Genomic DNA, 16,127 nt, shown 5'->3' with positions numbered 1-16,127 from the left:
CATATTCAGTCGCGCAGTCGCTATTGCGTTGCGACGAAGTGAGTCCGATCATGGCCGCCGCCAACCGGTGAACCGTTAAAGATTGCCTGTTGCGACACGTTTTTCTGATGTACACCGTGGGATGTTCGACCTCTTCTTTGATGACAGGAGTTTCTCGATGAACCATTACGTGACGCCCGATCTGTGCGATGCCTACCCGGAGCTGGTGCAGGTGGTTGAGCCGATGTTCAGTAATTTCGGTGGCCGGGATTCCTTTGGCGGCGAGATCGTCACCATCAAATGCTTCGAGGACAACTCCCTGGTCAAGGAACAGGCCGATCAGCCGGGCGCCGGCAAGGTGCTGGTGGTCGACGGTGGTGGTTCGCTGCGTCGCGCGTTGCTCGGTGACATGATTGCCGAGAAAGCCGCAAAGAACGGGTGGGAAGGGCTGGTGATCTACGGCTGCATCCGGGATGTCGATGTCATTGCCCAAACCGATCTGGGCGTGCAGGCGCTGGCAACTCACCCGATGAAGACCGATAAGCGCGGCATTGGCGACCTGAACGTGGCAGTGACCTTCGCCGGTGTGACGTTCCGCCCCGGTGAGTACATCTATGCGGACAATAACGGCGTGATCGTCTCGCCCAGCCCGCTGACAATGCCTGAATAAACTGCTGTAGCCGATAGGGGTGAGGATGTTCGAGGAAGAAAACGCGCAATGGGGGCTGGTGCATGCCCTGGTGCTGGACGGTAAAGGCGGTGCGCGTTCGATTGCCCGGACTGAGCTCGACGACTTGCAATTGCAGCCTCAGGAAAGCCTGTGGCTGCATTGGGATCGCAGCCATCCGCAGACCCAGACCTGGCTGCGTAAATCCAGCGGCTTGAGCGAGTTTGCCTGCGACTTGCTGCTGGAGGAAAATACCCGTCCGCGCCTGTTGCCGCTCCCCGAAGCCCAATTGCTGCTGTTTCTGCGCGGGGTCAACCTGAACCCGGGCGCCGAACCGGAAGACATGGTGTCGGTGCGTATCTTCGCAGCGGCCGATCGCGTGATTTCCTTGCGCCTGCGTCCGCTGCGCGCCACGGATGAGTTGCTGGTGCAACTGGCGGAGGGGAAAGGACCGAAAACTGCTTCGGAACTCATCCTTTATATGGCGCAGTACCTGACCAACAAAGTGCAGGATCTGGTTACCGACCTGTCTGAAGTTGTCGATATCGAAGAAGAAAAACTGGATGCCGACGAACGGTATACTCCGGAACATGGCAGCGTCCTGCAGATCCGTCGGCGCGCGGCGGGGCTCAAACGTTTTCTCGCCCCTCAGCGAGATATTTTTGCCCAACTGACGCGAACCAAATTGCCGTGGTTTTGTGATGACGATGCTGACTACTGGAACGAATTACACAACAGCCTGACGCGCTACCTGGAAGAGCTCGAATTGGCTCGAGAGCGCGTGGGGCTTGTGCTTGAGACCGAAGACCGGCGATTGAGCCGGCGGATGAACCGCACCATGTACCGCTTCGGTATCATTACCGGGATTTTTTTGCCGATGAGTTTTCTCACCGGTTTGCTGGGTATAAATGTGGGCGGTATTCCGTTCTCCGCCAGCCCCTACGGATTCATGATTGCGTGCCTGATGATGGTGGCCGTCGCGTTGGGACAATGGTGGCTGTTTCGACGATTGCGCTGGGTTTGACCTGAATATGACCTGAACGTAGTAGGGGGGACATGTGACCCCAGGAAATTAACCCTCGTCTTTTAAATCACTTGCGAGAGGTCTTTATGCACGATCCGTTCGAACAGTCTTTGCGTGACATGCTTAATGCTTCGCCGTCCAACCGTGACGACGACGCTTGCCTGGGTCGCGTGTTGAAAACCGCCAACCGTCAGGTCGGTGCGGGAGATCTGTTCGGGCTGCTCGGTCGCTGGCTGCCGGCGCTGATGATGGCTTTGAACAATGGTTCGGCCCATGTATCGCCGGTTTCCCGTCGTAAACCTCTTGCTCGCACTGCTGATAAGGCTGATTGAATATGGAACTTGATCTCTGGACCCAGAGCCTGGTCACTGCGATGACTGCATTGTGGACCAAGGTGGCGAATTTCATTCCCAACCTGTTTGGTGCTCTGGTTTTGGTCTTGCTGGGCTTTGTCGTGGCCAAGCTGCTCGACACCCTGCTGTCCAAATTGCTTGCAAAACTGGGCCTGGACCGCTTGATGGCAGGCACGGGCCTGACCAAGCTGTTGGGTCGTGCGGGGCTGCAAGTGCCGATCTCGACCCTCATCGGGAAGATCGTTTACTGGTTCGTTTTACTTATTTTTCTGGTTTCTGCTGCTCAATCCCTTGGACTTGAGCGAGTTTCAGCTACGCTCGACATGCTGGCGCTGTATTTGCCGAAAGTTTTCGGTGGCGCGCTGGTGCTGCTCGTAGGCGTTTTACTGGCACAACTGGCCAATGGGCTGGTGCGCGGAGCCGCTGAAGGCGTGGGGCTGGACTATGCTGCGGGCCTGGGGCGGATCGCTCAGGGGCTGGTGATCATCATCAGTATTTCCGTTGCGATCAGCCAGCTCGAGGTCAAAACTGACCTGCTCAACCATGTGATTGTGATTGTTTTGATTACCGTTGGTCTGGCCGTTGCGCTGGCCATGGGGTTGGGAAGCCGGGAAATTGCCGGTCAGATTCTTGCGGGAATCTATGTGCGTGAGCTGTATCAGGTTGGGCAACAGGTGCGTGTGGGCGAGGTCGAAGGGCAAATCGAGGAGATCGGCACAGTCAAGACGACCGTGCTGACCGATGACGGTGAGCTGGTATCGCTGTCCAATCGGATTCTCCTGGAGCAGCAGGTCAGTAGCCGCTAATCCGGCAAACCCTGCTAATGTACGCCGCCGCAAACCCGGGTAACCGGGCTGCAGCGGACATTGACCTGACTGCCGGCACGACTTGTTTTGAATAAAGCCCAAACGCTGTCCACGCGCTATGACCCCCGTGAGCTCTCTGATGAGGAGTTGGTCGCGCGCGCACACACGGAGCTGTTTCACGTAACACGCGCGTACGAAGAATTGATGCGCAGATATCAACGCACTCTGTTCAACGTTTGTTCAAGGTATTTAGGGAACGATAGAGATGCGGACGATGTCTGTCAGGAAGTGATGCTCAAGGTGCTGTATGGCCTGAAGAACTTCGAGGGCAAATCGAAGTTCAAGACATGGCTCTACAGCATCACGTACAACGAGTGCATCACGCAGTATCGTAAGGAGCGGCGAAAGCGTCGGTTGATGGACGCTTTGAGTCTGGACCCCCTTGAGGAAGCGTCTGAAGAAAAGGCGCCAGCACCCGAGGAAAAGGGCGGACTTGATCGCTGGTTGGTGCATGTGAACCCAATTGACCGCGAAATTTTGGTGCTACGATTTGTCGCAGAGCTGGAGTTTCAGGAAATTGCTGACATCATGCACATGGGTTTGAGTGCTACAAAAATGCGTTACAAGCGTGCTCTTGATAAATTACGTGAGAAATTTGCGGGCGAGACTGAAACTTAGTGCGTGGCAAATATCTCTTACGTGTAGGCAAGTTCTGTTAGACTTGTCGCCGAGTTGTCCCCCGGTTTGTGGGACTGCTTTACAATCACCAGATGGGGATTTAACGGATGAAACTGAAAAACACCTTGGGCTTTGCCATTGGTTCTCTTATTGCTGCCACTTCTTTCGGCGCTCTGGCACAAGGCCAAGGCGCAGTTGAAGGCCAGCTGTTCTACAAGAAGCAGTACAACGATAGCGTTAAGCACATCGAAGACGGCTTCAACCCTGGCGCAAGCATCGGTTACTTCTTGACCGACGACGTGTCGATCAACCTGAACTACGACACCACCAACCACACCCGTTCGAACGACGGTACTGGCAGCCAGAAGATCAAAGGTGACACTGGCAGCGTGACTGCTCAGTACCACTTCGGTCAGGCTGGTGTTGACTCCCTGCGTCCATACGTTGAAGGTGGTTTCGGTCACCAGAGCCGTACCAACGTTGAAGTTGACGGCCACAAAGGTCGCGACCAGTCCACTCTGGCTATCGCTGGCGCTGGTGTGAAGTACTACTTCACCAACAACCTGTTCGCACGTGCCGGTGTTGAGTCCGACTACAACCTGGACAACGGCAAGTGGGATTATTCCGCACTGGTTGGCCTGGGCGTAAACTTCGGCGGTAACGCTGGCGCAGTAGCTCCAGCTCCTACCCCAACACCAGCTCCAGAGCCAACTCCAGAGCCAGAAGCTCCAGTTGCTCAGGTTGTTCGTGTTGAGCTGGACGTGAAGTTCGACTTCGACAAGTCGGTTGTTAAACCTAACAGCTACGGCGACGTGAAAAACCTCGCTGACTTCATGAAACAGTACCCACAAACCACCACCGTTGTTGAAGGTCACACTGACTCCGTCGGTCCTGACGCTTACAACCAGAAGCTGTCCCAGCGTCGTGCTGACGCGGTCAAGCAAGTTCTGGTCAAAGACGGTATTGCTCCTAACCGTGTAAGCTCGGTTGGTTATGGCAAATCCCGCCCAGTTGCTGACAACGCAACTGAAGCTGGCCGTGCTATCAACCGTCGCGTAGAAGCCTCGGTAGAAGCTCAAGCTGCTCAGTAATTACTGAGTGGTAAAAAAAAGCCCGGCTTAGGCCGGGCTTTTTTTCGTCTGGCGTTTGCTTCAAGCGCTGGTGGATACGGCCACGCATGCCGCCTGTGCAGCCGCGGCGACACTGCCGATGACCAGGATTGCCGGGCTCTTCAAGGCGAACGCCTGCGCATCCTTGTGCATCTGCCCCAACGTGCTACAGCATTCTCGCTGTTGAGGCAGCGATGCGTTTTCGATCATCGCGACCGGCATATCCTCTGCCATGGCGCCCTCCAGCAGCTGCTGACGGATCTCCTCCAGCTTCGCCACGCCCATGTACACCACCAACGTCGTCCCGCTTTCGGCCAGTGCACGCCAGTTCAGGCTGCTGTTGTCCTGGGTATGCGCCGTAACGAGCGTTACACCGCGACTGACCCCGCGCAACGTCAGCGGGATATCGCAGTTTGTCGCACCGGCCAGGCCCGCCGTGATCCCGTTGACCAACTCCACGGCCACGCCACGTTCGCGCAACCACATCGCTTCTTCGCCGCCACGCCCGAAAATGCACGGGTCACCACCTTTTAATCGCACCACGCATTTGCCTTGCCGGGCATAACGCAGCATCAGGCGATGGATAAAATCCTGTGGCGTCGAACGGCAGCCACCGCGTTTGCCTACGCTGATAATCCGCGCGTCAAGGCAGTGTTCCAGCACAGCCGGGTTGACCAGGTCATCAATCAACACCACGTCGGCCTCATGGAGGGCCCGCACCGCCTTCAGGGTCAGCAGTTCAGGATCACCGGGCCCCGCACCCACCAGCCAGACTTTTGCGCTCATGTTTTTTCCTCACACACTGATTGCGATTGGCTGCGGGTTGCTGGCCAAAAGACGTTTGATTTCCGGTACGCACGAGCCGCATTGCGTGCCGCAGCCCAGCGCCTGTTTGAGCCCGTTAAGGTCCAGGCCGCGAGTGATGCCTGCGCACACGGCGTTTTCGCTGACGTTCTTGCAGTTGCACACAATCTTGCCGCTGGCTGCCGCACCGCCCGGTGGCGCGCTGAGCGGTGCCAGCAGCCAGCGTCGCAATTGATCGTCAGTGCGGCCTTCCAGCCAAAGGCTTTGCAGCCAATGCCGAGCCAGGGTTTCGCCGGCCAGGCGCAACGCGGTAATCCGGCCTTGTTCGATTTTTACGCGTTTACCGATCGAGCGGCGCGGGTCGTCATACGCCATCACAGGACCGTCGTTGAGCCCCAGCAAGGCGTCGATACGCGTCAGCAGTTGCAGGTCGGGCGCCTCGGTATGTGCCGCGCGCACCACCAGTGCCGGCCGTTCGCGCCCGGCCAGGCTCAGGCTCACGTAGGCAAAGCCCTCGCACAGTGGGCGCAGTGCCTCGACGTGTTGCTGCACATCGCCTTCGATCAACGCAAACAGCTGCCACGGCAGCTGCACAGCCTCCAGGCGCACACCGCTGTGTTTGAGTTCCGGCTGTTTCGACAAAGGGTCGAAGGCTGGCTGGGTCAACGTATTTACGCCCCCCTTGAGAAAACGGTCACCCCAATGCATTGGCAGGAACGCTTGCCCGGGGCGCACGCTGTCATCACTGTTGATGGCAACAATCACGCTGCCGCGACGGCTCTTGAGGTTGACTAGGTCACCGTCCTTGAAGCGATGGCGGCGCAACTCATCCGGGTGCAGGCTCAGCAGTGCTTCGTTCACATGCCCAAACAACTGGGCTGCAGTACCTGTGCGACTCATGCCGTGCCATTGATCACGCAGGCGGCCGGTGATCAGCGTCAGCGGGAAGCGTGCGTCGCGCTGCTCTTTGGCGGCGCGGTAGGGGTCGGCAACAAAATGCGCGCGGCCGCTCTCGGTGGGGAACACGCCGTCGGTGTACAGGCGCGCAGTTCCAGATTGCGCGCCTGTGGGAAACGGCCATTGCTGCGGACCTATCTGATCGAGCAAGGCATGGCTGATGCCCGTCAGGTCAAGGTCGCGGTTGTGGGTCAGCAGTTTGTACTCATCAAAGATCTGCGAGGGGTGTTCAAAGGCGAAAAGACCCGGTTTTCCGGGACAAAGCCGTCGCTCCAGGCGCTGGGCAAAATCCACAGTGATTGCCCAATCCGGACGCGCCTCCCCAGGTGGGGCGATTGCCCGTCGCACGTGGGAAATGCGCCGTTCAGAGTTGGTCACCGTGCCTTCTTTCTCGCCCCAACTGGCCGCTGGTAACAGCAGGTCAGCGAAACGGGCCGTCTCGGTTGTACGAAAAGCCTCCTGTAGCACCACGAAAGGGCACGTCTCCAAGGCCATTCGCACGGTGTTCTGGTCGGGCAAGGATTGGGCCGGGTTGGTGCAGGCGATCCACAAGGCCTTGATCTTGCCGGCCTGTACCTGTTCAAACAGTTCGATGGCTGTCAGCCCGGTGCTGGCTGGCAGTTGTTCAACACCCCAATACGCGGCCACTTCGGCCCGATGTTCCGGGTTCGCCGCCTCGCGATGGCCGGGCAGCAAATTCGACAAACTGCCGGTTTCGCGCCCACCCATCGCATTCGGCTGGCCCGTCAGGGAAAACGGCCCGCATCCTGCTCGGCCAAGCGTGCCGGTGGCCAGGTGCAAATTGATCAGCGCGCTGTTCTTGGCGCTGCCGGCGGTGGATTGGTTGAGCCCCATGCACCACAGCGACAGAAAACTGCTGGAGGTGCCGACCCATTCGGCGCACAGGCGCAGCTGTTCGACGCTGATTCCGCACAGCTGCGTGACCATTTGCGGCGTGTAGTCATGCACCAGCCGTTTCAGCTCGCCCAGCCCATCGGTATGCGCCTGGATGAAGTCTCGGTCGATCCAGTCTTCCCACAGCAACAGATGCAAAATCCCGTGGAATAACGCCACATCCGTCCCAGGCAGGATGGCCAGGTGCAGGTCAGCTAAATCGCAGGTGTCCGTGCGGCGTGGGTCGATCACCAGCACTTTCATCTGCGGGCGCCGCGCTTTGGCTTCCTCAAGGCGTCGGAACAATACCGGGTGGGCGTAGGCCATGTTGCTGCCGACGATCATTACGCAGTCGCTGCACTCCAGGTCTTCATAACTGCACGGCGGCGCATCGGCGCCCAGGCTGCGCTTGTAGCCCACCACTGCCGAGGACATGCACAGCCGCGAGTTGCTGTCGATGTTGTTGGTGCCGACCAGCGCGCGCGCGAGCTTGTTGAAGCTGTAGTAGTCCTCGGTCAGCAATTGCCCGGAAATGTAGAACGCCACGCTGTCCGGCCCGTGTTCGCTGATGGTCTCGGCGAACACCTTGGCCGCGTGCTCCAGTGCGGTTTCCCAGTCGGTGCGTGCTCGCGCCAAGCTTTTGCCCAGACGCAGCTCCGGGTACAACGCGCGGGCCGCCAGGTCGCCGGTCAGGTGCAGACTTGAGCCTTTGCTGCACAACTTGCCGAAGTTCGCCGGGTGGTTCGGGTCGCCTTGTACACCGAGGATCTGCGCGCCGTCGTGCTCGATCAGCACGCCGCAACCCACCCCGCAATAACAGCAGGTGGACGCGGTGACCTGGCGGTTCATCAACCCGCGTCCCGCAGGGCCAACATGACCCGGCCGTTTTCCACGCGGGCGGGGTGATGGTGCGCGCAGCCGATGTCCGGTGCCTGGGCTTCGCCGGATGCCAGATCAATCTGCCAGTTGTGCAGCGGGCAGGCCACGCGCTTGCCGTAGATCAGGCCTTGGGATAACGGACCGCCCTTGTGCGGGCAGCGGTCATCGAGGGCGAACACTTCGTCATCACTGGTGCGAAAAATCGCGATATCACCTTTGGGTCCATTGATGATGCGCGAGCCCAGGGCATTGATTTCATCGAGTGCGCAGATATCCAGCCAGTTCATACCGAGACCTCCAGCTGTTTGACGGGGATGACCTCGAATTCCTTTTTCAGCAGCGGCTGTTCCAGGCGTTCTTTCCAAGGGTCTTGTTCGAACGACAGCGAAAACTGCAGACGCTCGTTGAGGGCTTGGCGGCGAGCCGGGTCTTCCAGTACGGCCTTCTTGATGTGCTCCATGCCCACGCGTTGCAGGTAGTGCACGGTGCGCTCGAGGTAGAAGGCTTCTTCGCGGTAAAGCTGTAGGAAGGCGCCGTTGTATTCACGGACTTCTTCGGCGGTTTTCAGCTTGACAAAGAACTCCGCGACTTCGGTTTTGATCCCGCCGTTGCCGCCGATGTACATCTCCCAGCCGGAGTCCACGCCGATGATGCCCACGTCCTTGATGCCGGCTTCCGAGCAATTGCGTGGGCAACCGGACACCGCCAACTTGACCTTGTGCGGCGACCACATATTGAACAGGTCATGCTCCAGCTCAATGCCCAGCTGCGTCGAATTCTGTGTGCCAAAACGGCAGAACTCACTGCCGACGCAGGTCTTCACGGTGCGGATGGATTTGCCATAGGCGTGACCGGAAGGCATGTCGAGGTCCTTCCAAACCCCTGGCAGGTCCTGTTTCTTGATGCCCAGCAGGTCGATGCGTTGACCGCCGGTGACCTTGACCATCGGCACGTTGTACTTGTCGGCCACGTCGGCAATACGCCGCAGCTCTGACGGATTGGTCACACCGCCCCACATCCTCGGGACTACGGAGTAGGTGCCGTCTTTCTGAATATTGGCGTGGGCACGTTCGTTGATCAGGCGCGATTGCGGATCATCCCTGGCTTCGCCCGGCCAGGTGGAAATCAGGTAGTAGTTGAGGGCCGGGCGGCAGGTGGCGCAGCCATTGGGCGTGCGCCAGTTCAAGTAGCTCATGGTGCCGGCGATGGTCAGCAAGTGCTGATCGCGGATGGCCTGGCGGATTTGCCCGTGGTTGAGGTCGCTGCAACCGCAGATCGCTTTTTCGCTTTTCGGTTTGACGTCCGCGGCACCGCCAACGGTATTGATCAGGATCTGTTCCACCAGCCCGGCGCAGGAGCCACAGGAGCTGGCGGCCTTGGTGTGCTTCTTGACCTCGTCAACGCTGAACAGCCCGTGTGCCTGGATGGCCTTGACGATGGTGCCCTTGCATACGCCGTTGCAACCGCAGACTTCGGCGTTGTCGGCCATGCTCATGGCCTTGTCCTGGCCTTGATGGCCGACATCGCCTAATGCGTTTTCGCCGAACATCAGGTGGTCGCGGATCTCGCCTATCGCATGGTTCTCACGGATCTGACGGAAATACCAACCGCCGTCAGCGGTATCGCCGTACAGGCAGGCACCGACCAGGATGTCGTCCTTGATCACCAGTTTTTTGTACACGCCGCCAATTGGGTCGCTGAGGGTGATGGTTTCGGTGCCTTCGCCGCCCATAAAGTCGCCGGCGGAGAACAGGTCGATACCGGTGACCTTCAATTTGGTTGAGGTGACCGAGCCCTTGTAGGTGGCAAAGCCCAGCTGCGCCAGGTGATTGGCGCAGACTTTGGCTTGCTCGAACAGTGGCGCAACCAGGCCATAGGCGATGCCACGATGGCTGGCGCATTCGCCGATGGCATAAATGCGTGGGTCGTAGGTCTGCAAGGTGTCGTTGACCAGAATCCCGCGGTTGCACGGGATGCCGGATTTTTCTGCGAGTTCGGTGTTGGGGCGAATGCCGGCAGCCATCACCACCAGGTCAGCGGGGATGACGTCGCCATTCTTGAATTGCACCGAGCCGACGCGGCCGTTGCCGGCGTCGTGCAGTGCCTGGGTCTGTTCACGCAGACGGAACACCAGGCCACGGCTTTCCAGTTCGGTTTGCAGCAATTGGCCGCTGGTCTTGTCCAGTTGCCGCTCCAACAGCCATTCGCCGATATGCACCACGGTCACGTGCATGCCGCGCAGCATCAGGCCGTTGGCGGCCTCCAGGCCGAGCAGGCCACCGCCGATCACAACAGCATGCGTGTGGGTCTTGGCGGTGTCGATCATGGCCTGAGTGTCGGCGATGTCGCGGTAGCCGATCACGCCCTGCAAGGTGTTACCGGGGATCGGCAGGATAAACGGCGTCGAACCGGTGGCGATCAGCAGGCGATCGTATTCGGCTGTGGTGCCGTCTTCGGCGATGACCAGGCGTTTGACACGGTCGATCTGCACCACTTTGCGGTTGAGCAACAGCTTGATGTGGTTATCCAGGTACCAGTCGAGATCGTTGAGCACGATCTCTTCGAACGTTTGCTCGCCGGCCAGCACCGGCGACAGCAGAATGCGGTTGTAGTTGGTGTGGGGCTCGGCGCCGAACACGGTGATGTCGTACAGGTCGCTGCTCAGTTTGAGCAATTCTTCAAGGGTGCGAACCCCGGCCATGCCGTTGCCGATCATCACCAATTTGAGTTTTTTCATGTCGTTCTCCGCAATGGCTCGACCAATTACGCGCAAACAAAAAAAGGCGTCCCCGCTAGTGATCTAGCGAGGACGCCTTTGTCCTGGTCCCGTTCTCTCGGGAAGCTCGCCCTTCGACGTTGAAGGGGCGGCTGTATGTGTGTTGTTGGGGAAGCTAATGCAGTGGCTGTGCCAAGTTGGCCAGCCTGCGGGTTTATTGGGGCTTTGAGTCAAAGCCGCCTGGGGATTTGCCCTCTAGTGGTGCAACAGCCAGTACAGCAGCACCAGATTGACCAGCAGCGACACGGCGGCCAGGCTTTGCCAGACCTTGAGCGGTTCGCGCTCCAGCAAGGGCCGTGGTCGCACGCTCAATTCACGGCGGTCGGCCTGCTCCAGCACCAGCAGCCATTCTTCGGCGGTTTCATAACGTTGCGCGGGTGAGGCGGCCACGGCGCGTTCCAGACTCAGTGGCAACCCGTCAGGCAGGTCGGGACGGTAGCGGCTGGCGCTGACGGGCTGGGCGAAACGCGGCCGTTGGAAAGCTTCGATTTCGCCGTAGGGATAATGCCCGGTCAGCAGGTAATACAAGGTAACGCCAACACTGTATAAATCCTGCTGCGGCGTAGGCCGCTCGCCGCTGAACGCTTCGGGTGCGATAAAACTTGGCGTGCCGGGCAGCAAATGAGCGCGGTCTTCGGAGAGCCCCGGGCAATAGGCCAGGCCGAAATCCAGCACGCGCAGTTCGCCATCGTCACCCAGCAGCAGGTTTTCGGGCTTGATATCGCGGTGCAGGATTTGTCGCCGATGCAGCAGGCCCATCGCCCGCAGCAGCCGCTCGGCGATGAACTGCCACTGCGCCAGGGGCAATGGGCCCTGTTGCCGGAACAGTTCAGCAAGGGTTTGCCCCGGGTATTCGCGCATCACGTAGTACAGGTGCTGGCGCCCACTGGCCGCGTGAACTTCAGGAAACGCGCGCCCGGCAACCCGCCGCAAAAACCACTCTTCAGATAGCAGCGCTTGGCCGGCATCGCTGTCATCGTCGCGGTTGAGCGGCAAGGTTTTCAGCAGCCAGGGTTGCTGCTGGGCATCACGTACCCGGTACAGCAACGACTGTCGACTCTGCGCCAGCAGGCTTTCAACCTGCCAGCCTTCAAAGCGTTGCCCAGGTTTGAGCGGCGGTGGCAGCGGCCATTGCTGCAACTGCACCAGCGCATCACCAAGGGTGGCGGCGCCGAGCTGGTCGATGCGCACCAGCAGGGCGCTGGCATTGTCCTGGCTGGCGGCCAGGTGCGCGGCGTTGACCAGCGTGTTGACCGCCACATCGAGGTCAGTTTGCTCGCGCAGGATCGCACTGATGCTGTGCTCACCCAAGGCGGCCCACACACCATCGCTGAGCAATAAAAAACATTCGCCTGCGCGCAGTTCACCGTCGAGAAAATCCAGCACCAGGTGCTGGTCCAGACCGAGCGCGCGCTTGAGCACGTGCTGCATGCCCGGCTGTTCCCACACATGGTCTTCGCTGATGCGCTGCAACTCGCCGTCCAGCCAGCGATACACCCGGCAATCGCCGACGTGCGCGAGGGTGAAACGTTGGCCGCGAAACACCAGTGCACTCAAGGTGGTCAGCAGCGGCTGGCCGCCGCCGTTGGCCTGCAACCAGCGATTCTGCGCCAGCAACAGACGCTCGAGCGCCTGGGCCACGCCCCAGGTTTGCGGCGTGGCGTAGTAGTCCAGCGCCAGCGCCTGCAAGGTCGAGCGCGCCGCCAGGCCGCCATCGGCGCATTGGCTGACGCCATCGGCGATGGCGCACAGGTAACCTTTACTCGCCGCCAGCTCCGCCACGGGGGTGACGACGCGCAGGGCGTCCTGGTTTTCGGCGCGAGGGCCAATGGCGCTGGCCTGCGCGACACTCAGTTGCAAGCCCATCAGACGCGTGCGGCGGTCACGGCAGCCGAACCCCAGGTGGTTCTCCAGCGACGTTTGACCCCGTGCAGGCCGAACCAGGCCAGCACGCCGAGGCTGGCGAACAGCCACAGGGCCATTTGATAACTGCCGGTGCTTTGCTTGATCGCGCCCATGCCTGCCGCGAGGGCAAAGCCGCCGATCCCGCCGGCCATGCCGATCAGGCCGGTCATCACGCCGATCTCGCGGCGAAAACGCTGGGGCACCAGTTGAAACACTGCACCATTACCTGCGCCGAGGCCGAGCATGGTGCAGACGAAAAGTGCCAACGCAGCGTAAGAACTTGGCAGGTTGAAACCCACCGCTGCGATGCAGATCGCCGCCACGCTGTACATGCCGAGCAGGGTGCGAATCCCGCCGAAACGGTCCGCCAGGGCGCCACCCAACGGGCGCATCAGGCTGCCGCCAAACACACAGGCCGCGGTGTAGTAGCCCGCGGTCACCGGGCTCAAGCCGTATTGGTCGTTAAAGTAGCCGGGCAGGGCGCTGGCCAGGCCGATAAAGCCGCCGAACGTCACGCTGTAAAAGAACATGAACCACCAGCTGTCGCGGTCGCCCAGGGCTTTAAAGTAGTCGGCCATGGATTTGGCCTTCGGGCGTTCCGGGGCATTGCGCGCAAGCCAGGCGAAGACAACCAACGTGATGACCAATGGAATCAGCGCGAAGCCGAACACATTGCTCCAGCCAAACGCGGCGGCGAGTACCGGTGCCAGCAATGCAGCAAACACGGTGCCGGAGTTGCCAGCACCGGCGATGCCCATGGCCTTGCCCTGGTGTTCAGCGGGATACCACTGAGAGGCCAGCGGCAGGGCGACCGCAAACGAGGCGCCCGCCATGCCCAGGAACATGCCCAGCAACAGGGCCTGCTCGTAACTGTGAATGCCCAGTTGCCAGGCGCCGAACAGTGCGGCAATCACAATGACCTGGCCGATCAGCCCGGCGGTTTTAGGCGACAGTTTGTCGGCCAGCATGCCCATCAGAAAACGCAGCACCGCGCCGGCCAGGATCGGCGTGGCCACTACCAGTCCGCGCTGTTGAGTGGTCAAGTGCAGGTCGGCGGCGATCTGCACCGCCAGCGGTCCCAACAGGTACCAGACCATGAAGCTCAGGTCGAAATACAGGAACGCGGCAAACAGGGTCGGGGTGTGCCCGGATTTCCAGAAGCTTGATTTCATCACGCACCTCAACGGTTGGGGTCTTGTAAGAAGGCCAAGTGATGGGGCCGCCGGCTAAAGGCCACCCCACCGGCCCCAGGCTCTGGGACCAAAACGAAAAAACGCCGCCACCGGGCTCGCGAGGGCAAACCGGATGTGCGACGTCTTTGTCGTGGAAGGGGCAACCGCCGTTGGTTACCTGTGGTGAATGCTTAGCAAGAGCTGCGCCAGATCAGCCGAGCAACTCGCTCATGGCGATAATCTGCTCCGCCACCTGGATCAGTTTCTGTTGGCGGCTCATGGCTTGGCGGCGCATCAGGGTGTAGGCCTCTTCTTCGTTGCAGTGCTTCATTTTCATCAGCATGCCTTTGGCCAGCTCGATGCGTTTACGCTCGGCCAGTTGCTGGTCGCGCGCCTGGAGCTGGGCGCGCAAGGCCTGATCGCTTTCAAAACGGGCCATGGCCACGTCCAGGATCGGCTGCAGGCGCTGGGCCTGAATGCCTTCGACGATATAAGCGCTGACCCCGGATTTGATGGCCTGGCGCATCACGTTCGGGTCGTGCTCGTCGGTAAACATCACGATCGGCCGGGGCTGATCGCGGCTGACCAGTACCACCTGCTCCATTACATCTCGGCCAGGTGACTCGGTATCGATCAGGATCACGTCCGGGCGCACCGTTTCGACGCGCGCGGGCAGGTCGATGGTCAGGCCGGACTCATCGATCACCTCGAACCCGGCTTCGATCAATGCGGCCTTGAGGCGCCCGACCTTGCGCGGCGTATCGTTGATCAACAGGATGCGTAACATAGAGGTCGTCCTGTCAGCGCTGCGCCTGGTGGCTGGAGTGGTCTGCCATGGCGTGCAGTCGAAAGCTGCGCGCGTAGGCGGCGGGGTCGGAGCCGTCCCAGATTTTGCCGTCGATCAGTTGGCTGCTGCGCATGTCCGCTGCGTTTGCATTGACGCCGACGGCGGCAGCGGCCTGACGGTATAAAGCCAGTTGCTGCACGTGGCGGGCCACGCCCAGGTAGTCCGGGTCTTCGCGCAGCAAGCCCCAGCGCCGAAACTGGGTCATGAACCACATGCCGTCGCAAAGGTACGGCAGGTTCACCTCGCCATCGCCGAAAAACCGCAGGGCATGTGGGTCTTGCCACTGGTGGCCGAGGCCGTCGTCATAAGCACCCAGCAGGCGCGGCTCGATGCAGTCGAGCGGCGCATCGAGGTAGTCGCGAGCACTGAGTAATTGTGCGGTGGAGCGGCGGTTTTCATGGCTTTGCTCGATAAAGCGGCTGGCCTCGAGAATCGCCATCACCAGGATGCGCGCAGTGTTGGGGTACTGATCGACAAACGCCTGGGTGCATCCTAGAACCTTTTCCGGATGATTCGGCCAGATCGCCTGGGTGGTCGCCAGGGTGAACCCCTGGTTTTGCTTGACCGCGCTGGCACACCAGGGCTCGCCGACACAGAACCCGTCGATGCGCCCGGCTTGCAGGTGCGCGACCATCTGCGGCGGCGGTACCACCACGCTGTCGACGTCGTGCAACGGATGAATGCCTTGGCTCGCCAGCCAGTAATACAGCCACATGGCGTGAGTGCCTGTGGGAAATGTCTGTGCAAAGGTCAGTTTTGTGCGGCTTTGGTGCACGTGGCGGTCCAGTGCCTCAGGAGTGATCACGCCTTGCTGTTGCAGGCCGTGGGACAGGTTGATGCTCTGCCCGTTCTGGTTGAGCCCCATCAGAACAGCCATGTCGGTCGGCGCTACGCCACCGATGCCCAGGTGCACGGCATAGATCAGCCCATAGAGGCTATGGGCGGCATCCAGTTCGCCGCTGACCAGTTTGTCGCGCAGGTTGGCCCAGGACGATTGGCGCTTGAGGTTCAGCGTCAGGCCGTAGGGTTGCGCGAAACCCTGGGTGGCGGCGACCACCAGCGAGGCGCAATCGGTCAGCGCCATGAAGCCCAGGTCGAGGCTGCTCTTTTCCGGTGCGTCACTGCCGTTTACCCAGGCCAGCGAATGGTTCACCGGGTTGTTGCCGACCGAATCGTTCATCAACACTCACCTTTGCTCAAAAAAAAGCGTCGTAACCCTTGAGGGTTGCGCGGGTGGCAGCGCAAGCCATTGCAGGGAAACGACGCCATTGTCCGTA

14 protein-coding genes are annotated in these 16,127 nt (G+C 60.2%); 6 read left to right on the top strand and 8 right to left on the bottom strand.

Annotated features, from left to right (window positions below; all coding sequences use genetic code 11):
* Positions 1-157 precede the first annotated feature (157 nt).
* From rraA to C4J83_RS22590, 6 genes are all read left to right on the top strand, one after another.
* Positions 158-649: a ribonuclease E activity regulator RraA gene (gene rraA / locus C4J83_RS22615; RefSeq protein ID WP_106576302.1), complete on the top strand. Its 492-nt coding sequence runs from the start codon at positions 158-160 to the stop codon at positions 647-649.
* Positions 650-674: 25 nt separating this feature from the next.
* Positions 675-1,670 (top strand): zinc transporter ZntB, encoded by a 996-nt coding sequence (locus tag C4J83_RS22610; protein ID WP_124418249.1) that lies wholly within the window; start codon positions 675-677, stop codon positions 1,668-1,670.
* An 86-nt stretch (positions 1,671-1,756) separates the two neighbouring features.
* Positions 1,757-2,002: a hypothetical protein gene (locus tag C4J83_RS22605; RefSeq protein WP_005790375.1), complete on the top strand. Its 246-nt coding sequence runs from the start codon at positions 1,757-1,759 to the stop codon at positions 2,000-2,002.
* A 2-nt stretch (positions 2,003-2,004) separates the two neighbouring features.
* The gene (locus tag C4J83_RS22600; RefSeq protein WP_003193288.1) at positions 2,005-2,829 is read left to right on the top strand and encodes a mechanosensitive ion channel family protein; all 825 of its coding nucleotides are present in this window, start codon (positions 2,005-2,007) and stop codon (positions 2,827-2,829) included.
* A gap of 87 nt (positions 2,830-2,916) precedes the next feature.
* Positions 2,917-3,507, top strand: coding sequence for an RNA polymerase sigma factor SigX (gene sigX, locus C4J83_RS22595; protein ID WP_034120675.1), 591 nt, complete (start codon positions 2,917-2,919; stop codon positions 3,505-3,507).
* Between the two features lie 107 nt (positions 3,508-3,614).
* Positions 3,615-4,598: an OmpA family protein gene (locus C4J83_RS22590; protein WP_124418248.1), complete on the top strand. Its 984-nt coding sequence runs from the start codon at positions 3,615-3,617 to the stop codon at positions 4,596-4,598.
* Positions 4,599-4,658: 60 nt separating this feature from the next.
* Here the strand turns inward: C4J83_RS22590 and cobA are convergent, their stop codons facing one another.
* From cobA to C4J83_RS22550, 8 genes are all read right to left on the bottom strand, one after another.
* Positions 4,659-5,402 (bottom strand): uroporphyrinogen-III C-methyltransferase, encoded by a 744-nt coding sequence (cobA, locus tag C4J83_RS22585; RefSeq protein ID WP_124418247.1) that lies wholly within the window; start codon positions 5,400-5,402, stop codon positions 4,659-4,661.
* Between the two features lie 9 nt (positions 5,403-5,411).
* Positions 5,412-8,120, bottom strand: a complete 2,709-nt coding sequence (locus C4J83_RS22580) for a nitrate reductase (protein ID WP_124418246.1) — start codon at positions 8,118-8,120, stop codon at positions 5,412-5,414.
* A complete protein-coding gene (gene nirD, locus C4J83_RS22575; RefSeq protein ID WP_017134764.1) occupies positions 8,120-8,437 on the bottom strand; it encodes a nitrite reductase small subunit NirD in 318 nt (105 codons plus the stop codon). Before nirD ends, C4J83_RS22580 begins: the two co-directional genes overlap by 1 nt.
* The gene (nirB, locus tag C4J83_RS22570; RefSeq protein ID WP_119742104.1) at positions 8,434-10,887 is read right to left on the bottom strand and encodes a nitrite reductase large subunit NirB; all 2,454 of its coding nucleotides are present in this window, start codon (positions 10,885-10,887) and stop codon (positions 8,434-8,436) included. Before nirB ends, nirD begins: the two co-directional genes overlap by 4 nt.
* Positions 10,888-11,121: 234 nt before the next feature.
* Positions 11,122-12,792 (bottom strand): bifunctional protein-serine/threonine kinase/phosphatase, encoded by a 1,671-nt coding sequence (locus tag C4J83_RS22565; RefSeq protein WP_124418245.1) that lies wholly within the window; start codon positions 12,790-12,792, stop codon positions 11,122-11,124.
* A complete protein-coding gene (locus C4J83_RS22560) occupies positions 12,792-14,003 on the bottom strand; it encodes a nitrate/nitrite transporter (RefSeq protein ID WP_124418244.1) in 1,212 nt (403 codons plus the stop codon). Before C4J83_RS22560 ends, C4J83_RS22565 begins: the two co-directional genes overlap by 1 nt.
* A gap of 211 nt (positions 14,004-14,214) precedes the next feature.
* Entirely contained in the window at positions 14,215-14,790 is a 576-nt protein-coding gene (locus C4J83_RS22555; RefSeq protein WP_083357333.1) for an ANTAR domain-containing response regulator, read from the bottom strand.
* 13 nt (positions 14,791-14,803) lie between these two features.
* Entirely contained in the window at positions 14,804-16,030 is a 1,227-nt protein-coding gene (locus C4J83_RS22550; RefSeq protein WP_124418243.1) for a CmpA/NrtA family ABC transporter substrate-binding protein, read from the bottom strand.
* Between the last annotated feature and the right edge of the window lie 97 nt (positions 16,031-16,127).

The organism is Pseudomonas sp. LBUM920 (assembly GCF_003852315.1).
Lineage (GTDB): Bacteria > Pseudomonadota > Gammaproteobacteria > Pseudomonadales > Pseudomonadaceae > Aquipseudomonas.
Note: the sequence above shows the minus strand (reverse complement) of the source record. Positions and strands in the feature narration are given on the sequence as shown.

Excerpts from the sequence above, each read along its gene's own strand:
- rraA (WP_106576302.1), top strand. The coding sequence starts at position 158 with ATGAACCATTACGTGACGCCCGATCTGTGCGATGCCTACCCGGAGCTG.
- C4J83_RS22610 (WP_124418249.1), top strand. The coding sequence starts at position 675 with ATGTTCGAGGAAGAAAACGCGCAATGGGGGCTGGTGCATGCCCTGGTG.
- C4J83_RS22605 (WP_005790375.1), top strand. The coding sequence starts at position 1,757 with ATGCACGATCCGTTCGAACAGTCTTTGCGTGACATGCTTAATGCTTCG.
- C4J83_RS22600 (WP_003193288.1), top strand. The coding sequence starts at position 2,005 with ATGGAACTTGATCTCTGGACCCAGAGCCTGGTCACTGCGATGACTGCA.
- C4J83_RS22590 (WP_124418248.1), top strand. The coding sequence starts at position 3,615 with ATGAAACTGAAAAACACCTTGGGCTTTGCCATTGGTTCTCTTATTGCT.
- cobA (WP_124418247.1), bottom strand. The coding sequence starts at position 5,402 with ATGAGCGCAAAAGTCTGGCTGGTGGGTGCGGGGCCCGGTGATCCTGAA.
- C4J83_RS22580 (WP_124418246.1), bottom strand. The coding sequence starts at position 8,120 with ATGAACCGCCAGGTCACCGCGTCCACCTGCTGTTATTGCGGGGTGGGT.
- nirD (WP_017134764.1), bottom strand. The coding sequence starts at position 8,437 with ATGAACTGGCTGGATATCTGCGCACTCGATGAAATCAATGCCCTGGGC.
- nirB (WP_119742104.1), bottom strand. The coding sequence starts at position 10,887 with ATGAAAAAACTCAAATTGGTGATGATCGGCAACGGCATGGCCGGGGTT.
- C4J83_RS22565 (WP_124418245.1), bottom strand. The coding sequence starts at position 12,792 with ATGGGCTTGCAACTGAGTGTCGCGCAGGCCAGCGCCATTGGCCCTCGC.
- C4J83_RS22560 (WP_124418244.1), bottom strand. The coding sequence starts at position 14,003 with ATGAAATCAAGCTTCTGGAAATCCGGGCACACCCCGACCCTGTTTGCC.
- C4J83_RS22555 (WP_083357333.1), bottom strand. The coding sequence starts at position 14,790 with ATGTTACGCATCCTGTTGATCAACGATACGCCGCGCAAGGTCGGGCGC.
- C4J83_RS22550 (WP_124418243.1), bottom strand. The coding sequence starts at position 16,030 with ATGAACGATTCGGTCGGCAACAACCCGGTGAACCATTCGCTGGCCTGG.